Origin of the sequence: Pseudomonas inefficax (assembly GCF_032164165.1) — a bacterium.
In the GTDB taxonomy this organism is placed as follows: domain Bacteria; phylum Pseudomonadota; class Gammaproteobacteria; order Pseudomonadales; family Pseudomonadaceae; genus Aquipseudomonas; species Aquipseudomonas inefficax.
This window is the reverse complement of the sequence record NZ_CP134401.1, coordinates 1,772,219-1,790,233: the sequence shown is the minus strand read 5'-3', so window position 1 is coordinate 1,790,233 and position 18,015 is coordinate 1,772,219. Positions and strand designations below refer to the sequence as shown.

The following is an 18,015-nucleotide window of genomic DNA, read 5'->3' as shown; positions in this document are numbered from 1 at the left end:
GCTCCCACAGAGATTGCACCGAATCTGAACTCAGTGTGAATCCTGTGGGAGCGGGTTTACCCGCGAAGAGGCCGGAACAGGCCAAAGAAGAGCTATTACTCTTCCTTGCCCTTGTTCCGCACAGCCCGTTGCAGCTCGCGGTTGGAATCACGCTCGCGCACGGTGTCGCGTTTGTCGAATTCCTTCTTGCCCTTGCCCAGTGCAATTTCGCACTTGATCAGGTGCTTGCTCCAGTACAGCGACAGGGCCACGCAGGTGTAACCCTTTTGCGCCACGGCCGCTTCCAGGCGCTCGAGCTCGCGCTTGTTCAGCAGCAGCTTGCGGGTGCGGATGGGGTCGGCGATGACATGGGTGCTGGCCGTGGTCAGCGGGGTGATGTGGCTGCCGAACAGCCAGGCCTCACCGTCCTTCAGCAGCACGTAGCTGTCAGTCAGGTGAGCCTTGCCGGCCCGCAGGCTTTTTACTTCCCAGCCGGACAGGACCAGCCCGGCCTCGAACTTGTGTTCGATGAAGTAATCGTGTCGCGCTTTCTTGTTCTGCGCGATGGTCCCGGTCGGATGTTTTTTTTGCTTAGCCATAGGGGCGGCATTATAGGCAAGTCGGCGCGTCGTCCGCTATGGGATTTCGGTGTGCTTGAGCCACTGCAATGAATACCGGACAATACCGACGCTGTCATAGCTACAGAAAATGTTTTCGGCGCGCTGCGAAGCGACGCCACCCAGCCCTGGAAGTGACGCCTGGATGACTACCCATATTCAACGCTCCGCCCTGCTGCCATACCCCGCCCAGGCGCTGTATGACCTGGTCAATGATGTCGCCAGCTACCCGGAATTTCTCCCTTGGTGCTCCGATTCCACGGTGCTGGAAGCCAGCGACACGCACATGCGTGCCAAGCTCGAAGTGGCCAAGGGTGGCATGAGCCAGCACTTCGTCACGCGCAACGTGCTGGTGCCGGGGCAGTCCATCGAGATGAACCTGGAAGAGGGGCCGTTCACCCAGTTGCATGGTTTATGGGTGTTCAAACCGTTGGGTGACAAGGCCTGCAAGATCAGCCTGGACCTGTCGTTCGACTACGCCGGCCCGCTGGTGCGCGCCACCCTGGGCCCGCTGTTCAACCAGGCGGCGAACACGCTGGTGGATGCGTTCTGCCAGCGCGCCAAGCAGCTGAATACCTGACTGAAAAAGCGGCAACAAAAAGCCCGGACCAGGTCCGGGCTTTTTTGTATCTGCTCGCCGCTTATTGAGGCGAGGTTTCCAGCGGAGCCGGAGTCGGGACCGGGGTGGTCTCGATGGTGTCGATCTCGCGCTGGATGGATTCTTCCACCGAGCCTGGCTTGGCCGGTTTTTCTTCAGGCTGAGCGGTTGGCTGCTCTGGCTGGTTGGCCGGGCTGACCGTGGTGTCGCTGCTGCCACCGAGGATTTCCTGGTCGCGGCTGACGCCTGGCATGAAGTCGCCAGACAGGCTGACCAACTGATCGCTTTCGTTGAAGAACACGCTCATGCGTTCTTGCTGGCGTTTACCGCCGCCTGGCTGCAGGCTGTACAGGTAATCCCAACGGTTGGTGTTGAAGGTGTCCTGGATCAGCGGGTTGCCCATGATAAACCTTACTTGCCGGCGGGTCATTCCGGGGCGCAATTGGTCTATCATGTCTTGCGTAACGACATTGCCCTGCTGGATGTCGATTTTGTAAACCCCGGGAAACGAGCAACCGGCGAGTGCGAGCAGTCCCGCGAGGGCGAGGCTGTTTAGCAAGAGCTTGGTGTTTTGCATCGGTGGGCGACTTCCACTATCTTGGCTGGACAACGTAAACCCCGATCATACCCGTATTAAGAGAAGCTGCGAAGCAGCATCGGCGAGAAAGCTGACCATGGTTGAAAATAGCGAATTGCGCAAAGCCGGTCTCAAGGTGACCCTGCCTCGAGTCAAGATCCTTCAGATGCTCGACTCCACCGAGCAGCGTCACATGAGCGCCGAGGATGTCTACAAGGCGCTGATGGAGGCTGGCGAGGACGTGGGCCTGGCCACCGTCTATCGCGTACTGACCCAGTTCGAAGCGGCGGGTCTGGTGGTTCGCCACAACTTCGACGGCGGTCATGCGGTGTTCGAACTGGCCGATGGCGGTCACCACGACCATATGGTCAACGTGGAGACCAGTGAAGTCATCGAGTTCATGGATGCCGAAATCGAGAAGCGCCAGCGCGAAATCGTGGCCGAGCATGGCTACGAGCTGGTGGACCACAATCTGGTCCTGTACGTGCGTAAAAAGAAGTAACGATTTAATCGTTATGGATGGCAAAGGCGACCTTCGGGTCGCCTTTGTGCTTTCTGGGGCTGGGAGGTGTGTCGTTTGTTTCGGCCTCTTCGCGGGTAAACCCGCTCCCACAGGTATTGCGAATATCCTGTGGGAGCGGGTTTGCCCGCGAATAGCCTGAAAAATTAAGGCTCAGGCCTTGCCGCTCACCACCATCTTTCGCGCATGCGCCAGGGATTCCTTGGTCAGGTCGATGCCGCCGAGCATCCGCGCCACCTCTTCGACCCGCTCGCGTTTGCCCAGGCTGGCCACGGCGGTGTGGGTAGTGTCGCTATTGCGCACCTTGTGCACGAACAGGTGGTGATGCCCCTGTGCCGCCACTTGCGGCAGGTGGGTTACGGTCAGCACCTGGCCGCGCTCGCCCAGGCGGCGTAGCAGTTGGCCGACGATTTCGGCGGTAGGCCCGCCGATGCCGACGTCGACTTCGTCGAACACCAGGGTGGGAATGCGCGAGGTCTGCGCGGTAATCACCTGGATCGCCAGGCTGATGCGCGACAGCTCACCACCTGAAGCGACCTTGGCCAGGCCTTTGAGCGGTTGGCCGGGGTTGGCGCTGACCAGTAGCTCGATCTGCTCCAGGCCATGGGGTGACAGGTCTGCGCTTTCGTTGGGGGTGAGCGCGATGCAGAAGCGCCCGCCGGGCATGCCCAGGCGCTGGATTTCCTGTTCGACGGCCACCGCCAGCTGCTGCGCGGCCTGCTGGCGCAGGGCGCTGAGCTCGCGGGCCTTCTCCTGGTAATGCTGGGCGAAGGCAGCCAGCTCTTCACCCAGCTGCTCGATCGACTCGTCACTGGCGTTCAGGCTTTCCAGCTCTTCCATCAACTGCTGCTGCAGGTGGGGCAGTTCGGCCGGGTGCACACGGTGCTTGCGCGCCAGCGTATAGATAGTGTCGAGGCGTTCTTCCAGCGCCTGTAGGCGCATGGGGTCGGCGTCGAAGTTGTCGAGGAAACGGTTGAGCTCGCCCACGGCTTCCTCGACCTGGATCTGCGCACTGGCGATCAGGTTGGCCGCTTCGCCCAATGCCTTTGGCGAGTTGGTGGCGGCGCCCAGGCGGTTGAGGCTGGAGGTGAGGGCGCTGAGTACGTTGCCCGAATCGCTTTCGCTGCACTGGTCGATGACCTGGCGGCAGATGGCGAACAGCGCTTCGGCGCTGGTCAGGTTCTTGTGTTCCTGCTCCAGCTGCTCCAGCTCGTGTTCGCCCAGGCCGAGGTTGTCCAGCTCCTCCAGCTGATAGCTCAGCAGCTGATGGCGAGCGCGTTGCTCGTCACCGGAATTGGACAGGCGCTCCAGTTCCAGGCGGGTCTGGTTCCAGCGCTTGGCGGCCAGCTGCACCTGGCGAGCCAGGTCGACGGCGCCGGCATACTCGTCAAGCAGGCGGCGGTGGGTGTCGGTCTTGAGCAGCGACTGGTGCTCGTGCTGGCTGTGAATGTCGATCAGCAGCTCGCCGAGCGCCTTGAGGTCGCCAAGCGGGCAGGGCGTGCCATTGATGTAGCCACGGCTGCGGCCTTCGGCGGTGATCACTCGGCGCAGGATGCACGGGCCGTCGTTGTCCAGGTCGCGTTCGGCCAGCCAGGTATGCGCTTCGGGGATGTCCACCAGGTCGAAGGTGGCGAGGATGTCTGCCTTGTCCGTACCAGGGCGCACCACGCCGCTGTCGGCCCGGTCACCCAGGGCCAGGCCGAGGGCATCGAGCATGATCGATTTGCCGGCGCCGGTCTCGCCGGTGATGACGGACATGCCACGGGCGATCTCGAGGTCGAGGTGCTCGACGATGGCGTAGTTGTGAATGGACAGGTGCACCAGCATGGGGCCGCTCCCGAAAGTCAGGTCTGGTTATTTATACAGTACTTTTTTCAGGCCTGCCAATGCCCCTCGGCAGATTCTGTTCGGTGCGGAAAATACCTTGCCCCTTGAAGCTGGTTTTTCCGGCCCCATATAGCCGACATCCAAGGCGAGCCTGGCTCGCAGTCCAGAAAATTGCGCAGGAGAGACCCCATGGCTGACGAGCAGCTGAACGAAAAAGACCTTAACGTTGAAGAAACCGGTGCAGAAACCACTGCTGACGCCCGTGTTCTGGAACTCGAGGAACAGCTGGCCGCCGCCAAGGACCAGTCGCTGCGCGCCGTTGCCGACTTGCAGAACGTGCGCCGTCGCGCCGAACAGGATGTCGAGAAAGCCCACAAGTTCGCCCTGGAGAAGTTCTCCAGCGACCTGCTGCCGGTGATCGACAGCCTGGAACTGGCTCTGGCCCATTCGAGTGCCGAAGACGAGCACGTCAAGCAGATCCGCGAAGGTGTCGAGCTGACCCTGAAGATGTTCCAGGACACCCTCAAGCGCTACAACCTCGAAGCGGTCGACCCGCATGGCCAACCGTTCAACCCTGAGCACCATCAGGCCATGGCCATGCAGGAAAATGCCGACGTAGAGCCGAACAGCGTGCTGAACGTGTTCCAGAAGGGCTACCTGCTCAATGGCCGCCTGCTGCGCCCCGCCATGGTGGTGGTCAGCAAGGCGCCGAGCGCGCCACAACCCTCGATCAATGAGAAGGCTTGAAATCCTCCGGGGCATCCCCATCTAGGTGTCAAGCGTTCAAGTATTACCGCAGTTGGCCAAAGTAGTCGCTGCTACCAAATTCAAGTTTCGGGAGAGTTAACATGGGCAAAATCATCGGTATCGACCTGGGGACCACCAACTCGTGCGTCTCCGTTCTGGAAAACGGTAACGTCAAGGTCATCGAAAACGCCGAAGGCGCGCGTACTACCCCTTCGATCGTGGCCTACGCCAACGACGGCGAAATCCTGGTCGGTCAGTCAGCCAAGCGCCAGGCTGTCACCAACCCGCACAACACCCTGTTCGCAGTGAAGCGCCTGATCGGCCGCCGCTTCGAAGAAGACGTCGTGCAGAAAGACATCAAGCTGGTGCCATACAAGATCGTCAAGGCCGGGAACGGCGACGCCTGGGTACAGGCCAGCGGCAAGGACATGGCGCCGCCGCAGATCAGCGCCGAAGTGCTGAAGAAAATGAAGAAAACCGCCGAAGATTACCTCGGCGAGCCAGTTACCGAAGCGGTCATCACCGTTCCGGCCTACTTCAACGACAGCCAGCGTCAGGCCACCAAGGATGCCGGTCGCATCGCTGGCCTGGACGTAAAACGCATCATCAACGAGCCGACTGCCGCTGCACTGGCGTACGGCATGGACAAGGCCAAGGGCGACCACACTGTCATCGTTTATGACCTGGGTGGCGGTACCTTCGACGTTTCGGTCATCGAAATCGCCGAAGTCGACGGTGAGCACCAGTTCGAAGTACTGGCTACCAACGGCGACACCTTCCTGGGTGGCGAAGACTTCGACATGCGCCTGATCGACTACCTCGTCGACGAGTTCAAGAAAGAGTCCGGCATGGACCTGAAGAACGATCCGCTGGCACTGCAGCGTCTGAAAGAGGCCGCTGAAAAGGCCAAGATCGAACTGTCCTCCGCTCAGTCGACCGACGTGAACCTGCCGTACATCACTGCAGACGCTACCGGTCCGAAGCACCTGAACGTGAAGATTTCCCGCGCCAAGCTGGAGTCGCTGGTCGAAGACCTGGTTGCCCGTACCATCGAGCCTTGCCGCATCGCTCTGAAGGACGCCGGCATCGATGCCAGCAAGATCGACGACGTGATCCTGGTCGGTGGCCAGACCCGTATGCCGCTGGTACAGAAAGCCGTTGCCGATTTCTTCGGCAAAGAAGCGCGCAAGGACGTCAACCCGGACGAAGCCGTGGCCATGGGTGCTGCCATCCAGGGCGCCGTACTGGCCGGTGACGTGAAGGACGTACTGCTGCTGGACGTCAGCCCGCTGACCCTGGGTATCGAAACCATGGGTGGCGTGATGACTTCGCTGATCGAGAAGAACACCACCATCCCGACCAAGAAGTCGCAGGTGTTCTCGACTGCCGACGACAACCAGGGTGCCGTGACCATTCACGTGCTGCAGGGTGAGCGCAAGCAGGCTGCCCAGAACAAGTCGCTGGGCAAGTTCGACCTGGCTGACATTCCGCCGGCTCCACGTGGCGTGCCGCAGATCGAAGTAACCTTCGACATCGACGCCAACGGCATCCTGCATGTCAGCGCCAAGGACAAGGCCACCGGCAAGTCGCAGTCGATCGTGATCAAGGCCAACTCCGGCCTGTCGGACGAAGAGATCGAGCGTATGGTGCGTGACGCCGAGGCCAACGCCGAGGAAGACCGCAAGTTCGAAGAACTGGCCGCTGCCCGTAACCAGGGTGACGCGCTGGTTCACTCGACCCGCAAGATGGTCGCTGACGCTGGTGACAAGGTTACCGCTGAAGAGAAAACGGCCATCGAGGCTGCCGTTGTTGCCCTGGAAGCCGCTGTCAAAGGCGACGACAAGGCTGCCATCGACGCCAAGGTCGAAGAGCTGTCCAAGGTCTCGGCACCGGTTGCCCAGAAGATGTACGCCGAGCAGTCGGCCGAACAGCCTCAGGGTGGCGCGCAGCAGGCCGAGCCGGAAGCCAAGCACGATGACGTGGTTGACGCCGAGTTCGAAGAAGTGAAAGACAACAACAAGCAGTAATCCCTGCATGTTGTCGGCCAGTTCACCGTCGTTTGGCGGTGAGCTGGTAGGATGTCACCGCGCGGGGGCTTGCTCCCGCGTTGGCGTATCTGGAATTCGAGAATTTTTACAGCATCTGTCAGTGGCCCTGTGGGCAAAAGGCAGGTGCTGATGGCGCGGCGCAGATGCCAGACGCCCAACAAGGTGCAAATGACCTATGTCCAAGCGTGATTATTATGAGGTTCTGGGTGTCGAGCGCGGCGCCAGCGAAGCTGACCTCAAGAAGGCTTACCGTCGCCTGGCGATGAAGTACCACCCGGACCGCAACCCGGGCGACAAAGAGTCGGAAGACAAGTTCAAGGAGGCCAACGAGGCCTACGAAGTGCTGTCCGATGCCAGCAAGCGTGCTGCGTTCGACCAGTACGGTCATGCCGGTGTGGACCCGAGCATGGGTGGCGGTGGTGCCGGTTTCGGCGGTGCCAACTTCTCCGACATCTTCGGCGATGTGTTCAGCGACTTCTTCGGTGGCGGTCGCGGTGGCGGCCGTGGCGGTGCCCAGCGCGGCAGCGACCTGCGCTACACCCTCGAGCTGAACCTGGAAGAGGCAGTGCGCGGCACCACCGTCAGCATTCGCGTGCCAACGCTGGTCAACTGCCAGCCGTGCGACGGCTCCGGTGCCAAGAAGGGCTCGACCCCGTCCACCTGCCCGACTTGCGGTGGTATCGGCCAGGTGCGCATGCAGCAGGGCTTCTTCTCGGTACAGCAAACCTGCCCGCGCTGCCATGGCCAGGGCAAGATCATTACCGACCCCTGCACCTCGTGCCACGGCGAAGGCCGTGTCGAGGAGTACAAGACACTGTCGGTCAAGGTGCCGGCGGGTGTCGATACCGGTGACCGCATTCGCCTGTCGGGCGAGGGCGAGGCGGGTACCCATGGTGGCCCGACTGGCGACCTGTATGTGGTGATCAACGTGCGCGAGCACGAGATCTTCCAGCGTGATGGCAAGCACCTGTACTGCGAAGTACCGATCAGCTACACCGACGCCGCCCTGGGTGGCGAGCTGGAAGTGCCGACCCTCGATGGTCGGGTGAAGCTGAAGATCCCGGAAGGCACCCAGACCGGCAAGCAGTTCCGCCTGCGCGGCAAGGGTGTTGCCCCGGTGCGCGGTGGTGGTGCGGGTGACCTGCTGTGCCGTGTGGCGGTGGAAACGCCGGTCAATCTCAGCCGCCGTCAGCGCGAGTTGCTCGAAGAGCTGCGTGATTCGCTGGAAGGCGATAGCTCCCACTCGCCCAAGGCCAGTGGCTGGTTCGATGGCGTGAAGCGCTTCTTCGGCGATCTCTGACAAGGAAATGGCTATGCGACGTATTGCAGTGATGGGCGCGGCAGGGCGTATGGGCAAGACCCTCGTCGAAGCCGTGCAGCAACAGGCACCCCAGGCAGGCCTGACGGCAGCGATCGACCGCCCGGACAGCACGTTGGTGGGGGCTGATGCCGGTGAGCTGGCAGCCCTGGGCCGTATCGGTGTGCCGATTTCCGACGACCTGGCCAAGGTGGTCGACGAGTTCGACGTGCTGATCGACTTCACCCACCCTTCGGTGACCCTGAAGAACCTGGCATTCTGCCGCAAGGCGGGCAAGGCCATGGTCATCGGCACAACCGGCTTCACCCCGGAAGAGAAGCAGCAACTGGCCGAAGCCGGCAAGGAAATCCCGATCGTCTTCGCTGCCAACTTCAGCGTCGGCGTCAACCTGTGCCTGAAGCTGCTGGATACCGCGGCGCGCGTGCTGGGTGACGATGTGGATATCGAAATCCTCGAAGCGCACCACCGGCACAAGGTCGATGCGCCGTCGGGCACCGCACTGCGCATGGGTGAAGTGGTTGCCCAGGCGCTGGGCCGTAACCTGCAGGAAGTGGCCGTGTACGGCCGTGAAGGACAGACCGGTGCGCGTGAGCGCCAGACCATCGGCTTCGCCACCGTGCGTGCCGGTGATGTGGTGGGTGACCATACCGTGCTGTTCGCCGCCGAAGGCGAGCGCGTCGAGATTACCCACAAGGCTTCCAGCCGCATGACCTTCGCCAAGGGCGCCGTGCGTGCGGCGCTGTGGCTGGACGGGCGCGAGCCTGGTTTGTACGACATGCAGGATGTGCTCGAACTGCGCTGAGCCGTTGGAGCGGTGCTGGCTTCTTCGCGGGTGAACCCGCTCCACAGGAATTATGCAGGGCTCAGCCTTTGCGCGGTCCCTGTGGGAGCGGGTTTACCCGCGAAGCAGGCGCCGCGAATGTCAGCCTGTCGCATTCATGTGTTTTAGAGACACATCTGCGGTAGACCGAAAACGCACTTTTCTGTAAGCTACAGCTTTAGTGTGTCCACTAAAAGCGCGCAGCGAATTGAATTCAGCACATGAAAGCGGGGTGACGTGTCCATACGTCACTCCGCTTTTTTGCAACCTGCGATCGCCCTTTCATGCTTGATTTACGGGAGGTCTTCTTGACAAAGCCAGCCATACTCGCCCTTGCCGACGGCAGTATTTTCCGCGGTGAAGCTATCGGTGCCGACGGTCAGACCGTTGGTGAGGTGGTATTCAACACCGCTATGACCGGCTACCAGGAAATCCTTACAGACCCTTCCTACGCGCAGCAAATCGTTACCCTGACCTACCCGCACATCGGCAACACCGGTACTACTCCGGAAGATGCCGAGTCGAACCGCGTCTGGTCCGCTGGCCTGGTCATCCGTGACCTGCCGCTGCTGGCCAGCAACTGGCGTAACACCCAGTCGCTGCCTGAGTACCTCAAGGCCAACAACGTCGTCGCCATCGCCGGCATCGACACCCGTCGCCTGACCCGAATCCTGCGTGAAAAGGGCGCTCAGAACGGTTGCATCCTCGCCGGTGACAACATCAGCGAAGAAGCCGCCATCGCCGCTGCTCGCGCCTTCCCGGGCCTGAAGGGCATGGACCTGGCCAAGGTCGTTTCCACCAAGGAACGCTACGAGTGGCGCTCCAGTGTGTGGGAGCTGAAGACCGACAGCCACCCGACCATCGAGGCCGCAGACCTGCCTTACCACGTGGTCGCATTCGACTACGGCGTCAAGCTGAACATCCTGCGCATGCTGGTTGCTCGTGGCTGCCGCGTGACCGTGGTACCGGCCCAGACCCCGGCCAGCGAAGTACTGGCACTCAACCCGGACGGCGTGTTCCTGTCCAACGGCCCAGGTGACCCCGAGCCGTGCGACTACGCCATCCAGGCGATCAAGGAAATCCTCGAGACCGAGATCCCGGTATTCGGCATCTGCCTCGGCCACCAGCTGCTGGCCCTGGCTTCCGGCGCCAAGACCGTGAAAATGGGCCACGGCCACCACGGTGCCAACCACCCGGTCCAGGACCTGGACACCGGCGTGGTCATGATCACCAGCCAGAACCACGGCTTTGCCGTTGACGAGGCCACCCTGCCGGGCAACGTCCGCGCCATCCACAAGTCGCTGTTCGACGGCACCCTGCAGGGTATCGAGCGTACCGACAAGAGCGCGTTCAGCTTCCAGGGCCACCCTGAAGCGAGCCCAGGCCCGACCGATGTCGCGCCACTGTTCGATCGTTTCACCGATGCCATGGCCAAGCGCCGCTGAGCATCCTGCTTCAAGGCCCCGGGCCGGCTTGCGCCGCGCCCGGAAGCGCCTGACCCAGATTGTTCAAAGCGGCTTGCCGACTGACCCCGGATTTGAGTGACAACCATGCCAAAACGTACAGATATCAAAAGCATCCTGATTCTCGGCGCTGGCCCGATCGTGATCGGCCAGGCCTGCGAATTCGACTACTCCGGCGCCCAGGCCTGTAAAGCCCTGCGCGAGGAAGGTTTCCGCGTCATCCTGGTGAACTCCAACCCGGCCACCATCATGACCGACCCGGCCATGGCCGACGCCACCTACATCGAGCCGATCAAGTGGCAGTCGGTGGCCAAGATCATCGAGAAAGAGCGCCCGGACGCCGTCCTGCCGACCATGGGTGGCCAGACCGCACTGAACTGCGCCCTGGACCTCGAGCGCCACGGCGTTCTGGAAAAGTTCGGCGTAGAGATGATCGGTGCCAACGCCGACACCATCGACAAGGCTGAAGACCGTTCGCGCTTCGACAAGGCCATGAAGGACATCGGCCTGGAGTGCCCGCGCTCCGGTATCGCCCATAGCATGGAAGAGGCCTATGCGGTCCTCGAGAAGCTCGGCTTCCCGTGCATCATCCGCCCGTCGTTCACCATGGGCGGCACTGGCGGTGGTATCGCCTACAACCGTGAAGAATTCGAAGAAATCTGCACCCGTGGCCTGGACCTGTCGCCGACCAAGGAACTGCTGATCGACGAATCGCTGATCGGTTGGAAAGAATACGAGATGGAAGTGGTCCGCGACAAAAAGGACAACTGCATCATCGTCTGCTCGATCGAGAACTTCGACCCGATGGGCGTGCACACCGGTGACTCGATCACTGTTGCCCCGGCGCAGACCCTGACCGACAAGGAATACCAGATCATGCGCAACGCCTCGCTGGCGGTGCTGCGTGAAATCGGTGTGGAAACCGGCGGTTCCAACGTGCAGTTCGGTATCTGCCCGAACACAGGCCGCATGGTCGTGATCGAGATGAACCCGCGCGTTTCGCGTTCCTCGGCGCTGGCTTCCAAGGCTACCGGCTTCCCGATCGCCAAGATCGCCGCCAAGCTGGCCATCGGTTACACCCTCGACGAACTGCAGAACGACATCACCGGCGGTCGTACCCCGGCATCCTTCGAGCCGTCGATCGACTACGTCGTCACCAAACTGCCACGCTTCGCCTTTGAGAAATTCCCGAAAGCCGACGCCCGCCTGACCACCCAGATGAAATCCGTGGGTGAAGTCATGGCCATCGGTCGTACCTTCCAGGAGTCCCTGCAGAAAGCCCTGCGCGGCCTGGAAGTCGGCGCCTGCGGTCTCGACCCGAAAGTCGACCTGGCCAGCCCGGAAGCTTCCAGCATCCTCAAGCGCGAGCTTACCGTGCCAGGTGCCGAGCGTATCTGGTACGTCGCCGACGCCATGCGTTCGGGCATGACCTGCGAAGAAATCTTCAATCTGACCGGCATCGACATGTGGTTCCTGGTGCAGATGGAAGACCTGATCAAGGAAGAAGAGAAGGTCAAGACCCTGGCCCTGTCGTCGATCGACAAGGACTACATGCTGCGCCTCAAGCGCAAGGGCTTCTCTGACCAGCGCCTGGCCAAGCTGCTGGGTATTACCGACAAGAACCTGCGCCGTCACCGCCACAAGCTGGAAGTGTTCCCGGTGTACAAGCGCGTCGATACCTGCGCTGCCGAATTCGCCACCGACACCGCCTACCTGTACTCCACCTATGAGGAAGAGTGCGAGGCCAACCCGTCGACCCGCGACAAGATCATGATCCTGGGTGGCGGCCCTAACCGTATCGGCCAGGGTATCGAGTTCGACTACTGCTGCGTACACGCTGCACTGGCGCTGCGTGAAGATGGTTACGAGACCATCATGGTCAACTGCAACCCGGAAACCGTCTCCACCGACTACGACACCTCCGACCGCCTGTACTTCGAGCCGCTGACCCTGGAAGACGTGCTGGAAGTATGCCGCGTCGAGAAGCCGAAAGGCGTGATCGTCCACTACGGCGGCCAGACCCCGCTGAAACTGGCCCGTGCCCTGGAAGAAGCCGGCGTACCGATCATCGGTACCAGCCCGGACGCCATTGACCGCGCCGAAGACCGCGAGCGCTTCCAGCAGATGGTGCAGCGCCTGAACCTGCTGCAGCCGCCAAACGCCACCGTGCGCAGCGAAGAAGAAGCCATCAGCGCTGCTGGCGGCATCGGCTACCCGCTGGTCGTGCGTCCGTCCTACGTACTGGGCGGTCGTGCCATGGAAATCGTCTACGAGCTGGACGAGCTCAAGCGCTACCTGCGCGAAGCCGTACAGGTGTCCAACGACAGCCCGGTCCTGCTCGACCACTTCCTCAACTGCGCCATCGAGATGGACGTGGATGCGGTGTGCGACGGCACCGACGTGGTAATCGGCGCGATCATGCAGCACATCGAGCAGGCCGGCGTTCACTCCGGTGATTCGGCGTGCTCGCTGCCACCTTACTCGCTGAGCAAGGAAGTGCAGGACGAAGTCCGCGTACAGGTCAAGAAAATGGCCCTGGAGCTGGGCGTGGTCGGCCTGATGAACGTGCAGCTGGCATTGCAGGGCGACAAGATCTACGTGATCGAAGTCAACCCGCGCGCTTCGCGTACCGTGCCATTCGTGTCCAAGTGCATCGGCACTTCCCTGGCGATGATCGCGGCCCGCGTCATGGCTGGCAAAACCCTGAAAGAGCTGGGCTTCACTCAGGAAATCATCCCGAACTTCTACAGCGTCAAGGAAGCCGTCTTCCCGTTCGCCAAGTTCCCGGGGGTTGACCCGATCCTCGGCCCTGAGATGAAATCGACCGGTGAAGTCATGGGTGTCGGTGACAGCTTCGGTGAAGCCTTCGCCAAGGCCCAGATGGGAGCCAGCGAAGTGCTGCCGACCGGCGGTACCGCGTTCATCAGCGTGCGTGACGACGACAAGCCGCAAGTGGCTGGCGTTGCCCGCGACCTGATCGCCCTGGGCTTCGAAGTGGTTGCAACTGCCGGCACTGCCAAGGTTATCGAAGCGGCTGGCCTGAAAGTGCGCCGTGTGAACAAGGTGACCGAAGGTCGCCCGCACGTGGTCGACATGATCAAGAACGACGAAGTGTCGCTGATCATCAACACCACCGAAGGCCGCCAGTCGATCGCCGATTCCTACTCGATTCGTCGCAATGCGCTGCAGCACAAGATTTACTGCACCACCACCATTGCGGCCGGTGAAGCCATCTGCGAGGCGCTGAAATTCGGTCCGGAAAAGACCGTTCGTCGTCTGCAGGATCTGCATGCAGGATTGAAAGCATGAGCATTACCAAGTACCCGATGACCGTCCAGGGCGCTCGCGCCCTGGAAGAGGAGTTGCTGTTCCTGAGCAAGACCGAGCGTCCGCGCCTGAGCCAGGCTATTGGCGAAGCGCGCGAGCTGGGTGACCTGAAGGAAAATGCCGAATACCACGCTGCTCGTGAAGAGCAGGGCATGGTCGAGGCGCGTATCCGCGATATCGAAGGTCGCCTGCAGAACTCGGTGGTGATCGACGTGACCACCATCGCTCACACCGGCAAGGTGATTTTCGGTACCACCGTGGTACTGGCGAACACCGAAACCGATGATGAAGTGACCTACCAGATCGTTGGCGAAGATGAAGCCGACGTGAAGAAAGGCAAGCTGTCGAGCAGCGCCCCGATCGCCCGTGCCATCATTGGCAAGGAAGAAGGGGATACCGTTGTCGTGAAGACGCCGAACGGTACGGTCGAGTACGAGATTGTCGAAGTCAAGCACATCTGACCGGCGCCTGCGGGCGCCATCCCTCGAGGGGATCCTCTGGCAGCTGGCCCAGGTTTTCTGGGTCGGTGGCCTGTGGGTGTTCCACGTGGGGCTGGTGCCCGCGCTCAAGGTCAGTGGCCTGGCACCGCTGCTGGTGCAGGACATCGCCGGGCAGATCGACCGCTGGTTGATTGGTGTGGCGATGCTTGGCTTGCTTATCCAGTTGGTCGTGCTGGCCAAAGTGGACGGCCTGCCGGCCTGGTGGCGGCAGTTCCGGGGGCAGATGCTATTGCTCGGCCTTGGCGCCTGCGTGGGGTATTACACCTTGCGCTACGGTATTTCCGTGGGCGAGCGCTGGCAGATGTTCTGCTTCCTGGTACTGGGCTTTTCCGGCATCGTGCTGGTGGCCCAGCCAGTACCGGTCAGGTTGCGCCGCTAAACGGCTCGAGATTACTGGGGCCGCTTTGCGGCCCATCGCCGGCAAGCCGGCTCCCACACCGACCGCATCAGATTCAGGCCATGCGCCGTACCTGTGAGAGCTGGCTTGCCGGCGATGGGCTGCGCAGCAGCCCCTTTGCCGTTACTTGTAACGGTGGATGTTGGACAGCTGCTTGTTCGGCTGTGGGTTCTTGCGGTAGATCAGGGCTTTCTTGCCGATGGTCTGCACCAGCTCGGCACGGCCGGCCTTGCACAGTTCGGCAATGGTCTCGGCGCGCTCTTCGCGGTCTTCCGAGCGGATTTCGACCTTGATCAGCTCATGGTCGACCAGAGCACGCTCCAGTTCGGCGATGACGCCCTCATTCAAACCGTTGCCAGCAACGATCAGGACCGGCTTCAGGTCATGACCAATGGACTTGTATTGCTTCTTCTGCTCGTTATTGAGCGGCATAATCTGACCCTTTCCGTCTGATTCTGTAAAATTGACCGGCATTTTACCCGAGGGCCACCGGCTCCGCCCAGTCAATCACGACGCATATCATCGAGGTGCCCCGTGGTACAACGTTCCAAAAGCAGCGCAAACTGGCTGCGAGAGCATTTCAACGATCCTTTTGTGAAACAGGCGCAAAAGGATGGCTACCGCTCGCGTGCGAGCTACAAATTGCTGGAGATCCAGGAAAAGGACCGGCTGATCCGCCCAGGCATGAGCGTGATCGACCTCGGCGCGGCTCCTGGGGGCTGGTCGCAGGTGACCAGTCGTCTGATTGGTGGCCAGGGCCGCCTGATCGCGTCGGACATCCTGGAGATGGACTCGATCCCCGATGTGACCTTCATCCAGGGCGATTTCACCCATGATGAAGTGCTGCAGCGCATTCTCGAGGCCGTCGGCGATTCGCACGTAGACCTTGTGATTTCCGACATGGCCCCCAATATGAGTGGTACGCCTGCGGTGGACATGCCGCGGGCCATGTTCCTCTGCGAGCTGGCGCTCGATCTGGCAACCCGCGTGCTAAAGCCCGGCGGCGACTTCCTGATCAAGATTTTCCAGGGCGAAGGTTTCGATGTGTACCTCAAGGACGTGCGCAGCAAGTTCGAAAAGGTACAGATGCGCAAGCCATCGTCGTCGCGTGACCGTTCCCGCGAGCAGTACCTGCTGGGCCGGGGCTTCAAGGGGGCGTGAAAGGCGGCAAGCGGGGTGGCCGATAGTTATTTCCAATCGGCCGCTGCGTCAGGATCGTCCGAACTTCGTGTAGTCTAGCTTTCACAAAGGGTTACAGACGGTGCCTGCGGCTGCGTAGGTAATGTAGTAAGTTAGGGCGATGAATATCATGCGAGGAACGGCTGCGTCGTGCGCCGACCTCAGAGGGTAGCGAATTGAACGACATGGCAAAGAATCTGATCCTGTGGTTGATCATCGCAGCTGTCTTGGTGACGGTGATGAACAACTTCTCCAGCCCTAACGAGCCGCAGACCCTCAACTATTCCGACTTCATCCAGCAGGTCAAGGATGGCAAGGTCGAGCGTGTCACCGTCGACGGCTACATCATTACCGGCAAGCGTGCCGATGGCGACAACTTCAAGACCGTGCGCCCGGCCATTACCGACAATGGCCTGATCGGTGACCTGGTCGACAACCACGTCATCATCGAGGGCAAGCAGCCTGAGCAGCAGAGCATCTGGACCCAGCTGCTAGTCGCGAGCTTCCCGATCCTGGTGATCATCGCCGTGTTCATGTTCTTCATGCGCCAGATGCAGGGCGGGGCAGGCGGCAAGGGCGGGCCGATGAGTTTCGGCAAGAGCAAGGCGCGCCTGCTGTCCGAAGACCAGGTCAAGACCACCCTGGCTGACGTCGCCGGTTGCGACGAGGCCAAGGAAGAGGTTGGCGAGCTGGTCGAGTTCCTGCGCGATCCGGGCAAGTTCCAGCGCCTGGGTGGTCGTATCCCGCGTGGCGTGCTGATGGTCGGCCCGCCTGGTACCGGTAAGACCCTGCTGGCCAAGGCCATCGCCGGTGAGGCGAAAGTGCCGTTCTTCACCATTTCCGGCTCGGACTTCGTGGAAATGTTCGTCGGTGTCGGTGCCAGCCGTGTGCGCGACATGTTCGAACAGGCCAAGAAGCACGCCCCGTGCATCATCTTCATCGACGAGATCGACGCCGTTGGTCGCCATCGTGGTGCCGGCATGGGCGGTGGTCACGACGAACGTGAGCAAACCCTCAACCAGTTGCTGGTGGAGATGGATGGCTTCGAGATGAATGACGGCATCATCGTCATCGCCGCTACCAACCGTCCGGACGTACTCGACCCGGCGCTGCTGCGTCCCGGCCGCTTCGACCGCCAGGTGGTGGTCGGCCTGCCGGACATTCGTGGTCGCGAACAGATTCTCAAGGTGCACATGCGCAAGGTGCCGGTCGGCGAGAACGTCAACCCGGCGGTCATCGCCCGTGGTACCCCCGGTTTCTCCGGTGCCGACCTGGCCAACCTGGTCAACGAAGCCTCGCTGTTTGCTGCGCGCTCCAACAAACGCCTGGTCGAAATGAAAGAGTTCGAACTGGCCAAGGACAAGATCATGATGGGTGCCGAGCGCAAGACCATGGTCATGTCCGAGAAAGAAAAGCAGAACACCGCTTATCACGAAGCTGGCCACGCCATCGTCGGCCGCCTGGTGCCAGAGCACGATCCGGTCTACAAGGTTTCGATCATTCCGCGTGGCCGTGCCTTGGGCGTGACCATGTTCCTGCCGGAAGAAGACCGCTACAGCCTGTCCAAGCGCGCACTGATCAGCCAGATCTGCTCGCTGTACGGTGGTCGTATCGCCGAGGAGATGACTCTGGGCTTCGACGGCGTCACTACCGGTGCATCCAACGACATCATGCGTGCCAGCCAGATCGCCCGAAACATGGTGACCAAGTGGGGCCTTTCGGAAAAACTCGGCCCGCTGATGTACGCCGAGGAAGAAGGCGAGGTGTTCCTGGGCCGCAGTGCTGCCAGCCAGCACGCCAGCGTTTCCGGCGAAACCGCCAAGCTGATCGACTCGGAAGTGCGCAGCATCATCGACCAGTGCTACGCCACAGCCAAGCAGCTGCTCACCGATAACCGTGACAAGCTCGATGCCATGGCCGAAGCGCTGATGAAGTACGAGACCATCGACGCCGAGCAGATTGACGATATCATGGCCGGCCGTACCCCCCGCGAACCGCGCGACTGGGATGATGACTCGGCTTCGGGCAAGCCTGCTGCCCAGGGTGATCGCCCGGAATCGCCGATCGGCGGTCCAGCGGCTCAACACTAAGGGCATCT

General features: G+C 61.4%; 16 protein-coding genes. 12 read left to right on the top strand and 4 right to left on the bottom strand.

From position 1 onward, the window contains the following. Window positions 1-95: 95 nt before the first annotated feature. Window positions 96-578 carry an SsrA-binding protein SmpB gene (gene smpB / locus RIN61_RS08015; RefSeq protein WP_112249989.1) on the bottom strand — a complete coding sequence of 161 codons (483 nt, stop codon included), beginning with the start codon at window positions 576-578 and terminating at the stop codon, window positions 96-98. 163 nt (window positions 579-741) lie between these two features. Here smpB and RIN61_RS08010 point away from each other — a divergent pair, with 163 nt between their 5' ends. After that, complete coding sequence (locus RIN61_RS08010; protein ID WP_112249991.1) at window positions 742-1,176, top strand: type II toxin-antitoxin system RatA family toxin; 435 nt, start codon at window positions 742-744, stop codon at window positions 1,174-1,176. Between the two features lie 61 nt (window positions 1,177-1,237). Here RIN61_RS08010 and RIN61_RS08005 read toward each other — a convergent pair whose 3' ends face one another. Beyond that, entirely contained in the window at window positions 1,238-1,771 is a 534-nt protein-coding gene (locus RIN61_RS08005; protein WP_313856583.1) for an outer membrane protein assembly factor BamE, read from the bottom strand. A 97-nt stretch (window positions 1,772-1,868) separates the two neighbouring features. Between RIN61_RS08005 and fur the strand changes: the two genes are divergently transcribed. Next, window positions 1,869-2,273 (top strand): ferric iron uptake transcriptional regulator, encoded by a 405-nt coding sequence (gene fur, locus RIN61_RS08000; protein WP_015271870.1) that lies wholly within the window; start codon window positions 1,869-1,871, stop codon window positions 2,271-2,273. 171 nt (window positions 2,274-2,444) lie between these two features. Here fur and recN read toward each other — a convergent pair whose 3' ends face one another. Beyond that, window positions 2,445-4,118 (bottom strand): DNA repair protein RecN, encoded by a 1,674-nt coding sequence (gene recN / locus RIN61_RS07995; RefSeq protein ID WP_112249995.1) that lies wholly within the window; start codon window positions 4,116-4,118, stop codon window positions 2,445-2,447. A 189-nt stretch (window positions 4,119-4,307) separates the two neighbouring features. On the opposite strand from recN, the gene grpE reads away from it, so the two are divergent. From grpE to RIN61_RS07955, 8 genes are all read left to right on the top strand, one after another. Further along, window positions 4,308-4,865 carry a nucleotide exchange factor GrpE gene (gene grpE / locus RIN61_RS07990; RefSeq protein ID WP_114170420.1) on the top strand — a complete coding sequence of 186 codons (558 nt, stop codon included), beginning with the start codon at window positions 4,308-4,310 and terminating at the stop codon, window positions 4,863-4,865. A 101-nt stretch (window positions 4,866-4,966) separates the two neighbouring features. After that, window positions 4,967-6,892 carry a molecular chaperone DnaK gene (gene dnaK, locus RIN61_RS07985; RefSeq protein WP_085625700.1) on the top strand — a complete coding sequence of 642 codons (1,926 nt, stop codon included), beginning with the start codon at window positions 4,967-4,969 and terminating at the stop codon, window positions 6,890-6,892. Between the two features lie 196 nt (window positions 6,893-7,088). Beyond that, window positions 7,089-8,213, top strand: coding sequence for a molecular chaperone DnaJ (gene dnaJ, locus RIN61_RS07980; RefSeq protein WP_112250000.1), 1,125 nt, complete (start codon window positions 7,089-7,091; stop codon window positions 8,211-8,213). Between the two features lie 13 nt (window positions 8,214-8,226). Next, window positions 8,227-9,033: a 4-hydroxy-tetrahydrodipicolinate reductase gene (dapB, locus tag RIN61_RS07975; protein WP_112250001.1), complete on the top strand. Its 807-nt coding sequence runs from the start codon at window positions 8,227-8,229 to the stop codon at window positions 9,031-9,033. Between the two features lie 326 nt (window positions 9,034-9,359). Next, window positions 9,360-10,496, top strand: a complete 1,137-nt coding sequence (gene carA, locus RIN61_RS07970; RefSeq protein WP_133975560.1) for a glutamine-hydrolyzing carbamoyl-phosphate synthase small subunit — start codon at window positions 9,360-9,362, stop codon at window positions 10,494-10,496. A gap of 105 nt (window positions 10,497-10,601) precedes the next feature. Next, window positions 10,602-13,823: a carbamoyl-phosphate synthase large subunit gene (carB, locus tag RIN61_RS07965; RefSeq protein ID WP_112250004.1), complete on the top strand. Its 3,222-nt coding sequence runs from the start codon at window positions 10,602-10,604 to the stop codon at window positions 13,821-13,823. Continuing rightward, the gene (greA, locus tag RIN61_RS07960; protein WP_085625697.1) at window positions 13,820-14,302 is read left to right on the top strand and encodes a transcription elongation factor GreA; all 483 of its coding nucleotides are present in this window, start codon (window positions 13,820-13,822) and stop codon (window positions 14,300-14,302) included. Before carB ends, greA begins: the two co-directional genes overlap by 4 nt. Continuing rightward, entirely contained in the window at window positions 14,280-14,720 is a 441-nt protein-coding gene (locus RIN61_RS07955; protein ID WP_112250006.1) for an MFS transporter, read from the top strand. Before greA ends, RIN61_RS07955 begins: the two co-directional genes overlap by 23 nt. A gap of 141 nt (window positions 14,721-14,861) precedes the next feature. Here the strand turns inward: RIN61_RS07955 and yhbY are convergent, their stop codons facing one another. Further along, window positions 14,862-15,170, bottom strand: coding sequence for a ribosome assembly RNA-binding protein YhbY (gene yhbY / locus RIN61_RS07950; protein ID WP_003249945.1), 309 nt, complete (start codon window positions 15,168-15,170; stop codon window positions 14,862-14,864). A 102-nt stretch (window positions 15,171-15,272) separates the two neighbouring features. Here yhbY and rlmE point away from each other — a divergent pair, with 102 nt between their 5' ends. Both rlmE and ftsH read left to right on the top strand, forming a co-directional pair. Further along, complete coding sequence (rlmE, locus tag RIN61_RS07945) at window positions 15,273-15,899, top strand: 23S rRNA (uridine(2552)-2'-O)-methyltransferase RlmE (RefSeq protein WP_112250008.1); 627 nt, start codon at window positions 15,273-15,275, stop codon at window positions 15,897-15,899. Between the two features lie 203 nt (window positions 15,900-16,102). Then, the gene (ftsH, locus tag RIN61_RS07940; protein ID WP_112250010.1) at window positions 16,103-18,007 is read left to right on the top strand and encodes an ATP-dependent zinc metalloprotease FtsH; all 1,905 of its coding nucleotides are present in this window, start codon (window positions 16,103-16,105) and stop codon (window positions 18,005-18,007) included. Window positions 18,008-18,015: the final 8 nt, after the last annotated feature.

What these genes read in the sequence shown, in the direction of transcription:
- smpB (WP_112249989.1), bottom strand. Translation starts at nt 578, where the DNA reads ATGGCTAAGCAAAAAAAACATCCGACCGGGACCATCGCGCAGAACAAG.
- RIN61_RS08010 (WP_112249991.1), top strand. Translation starts at nt 742, where the DNA reads ATGACTACCCATATTCAACGCTCCGCCCTGCTGCCATACCCCGCCCAG.
- RIN61_RS08005 (WP_313856583.1), bottom strand. Translation starts at nt 1,771, where the DNA reads ATGCAAAACACCAAGCTCTTGCTAAACAGCCTCGCCCTCGCGGGACTG.
- fur (WP_015271870.1), top strand. Translation starts at nt 1,869, where the DNA reads ATGGTTGAAAATAGCGAATTGCGCAAAGCCGGTCTCAAGGTGACCCTG.
- recN (WP_112249995.1), bottom strand. Translation starts at nt 4,118, where the DNA reads ATGCTGGTGCACCTGTCCATTCACAACTACGCCATCGTCGAGCACCTC.
- grpE (WP_114170420.1), top strand. Translation starts at nt 4,308, where the DNA reads ATGGCTGACGAGCAGCTGAACGAAAAAGACCTTAACGTTGAAGAAACC.
- dnaK (WP_085625700.1), top strand. Translation starts at nt 4,967, where the DNA reads ATGGGCAAAATCATCGGTATCGACCTGGGGACCACCAACTCGTGCGTC.
- dnaJ (WP_112250000.1), top strand. Translation starts at nt 7,089, where the DNA reads ATGTCCAAGCGTGATTATTATGAGGTTCTGGGTGTCGAGCGCGGCGCC.
- dapB (WP_112250001.1), top strand. Translation starts at nt 8,227, where the DNA reads ATGCGACGTATTGCAGTGATGGGCGCGGCAGGGCGTATGGGCAAGACC.
- carB (WP_112250004.1), top strand. Translation starts at nt 10,602, where the DNA reads ATGCCAAAACGTACAGATATCAAAAGCATCCTGATTCTCGGCGCTGGC.
- greA (WP_085625697.1), top strand. Translation starts at nt 13,820, where the DNA reads ATGAGCATTACCAAGTACCCGATGACCGTCCAGGGCGCTCGCGCCCTG.
- yhbY (WP_003249945.1), bottom strand. Translation starts at nt 15,170, where the DNA reads ATGCCGCTCAATAACGAGCAGAAGAAGCAATACAAGTCCATTGGTCAT.
- ftsH (WP_112250010.1), top strand. Translation starts at nt 16,103, where the DNA reads ATGGCAAAGAATCTGATCCTGTGGTTGATCATCGCAGCTGTCTTGGTG.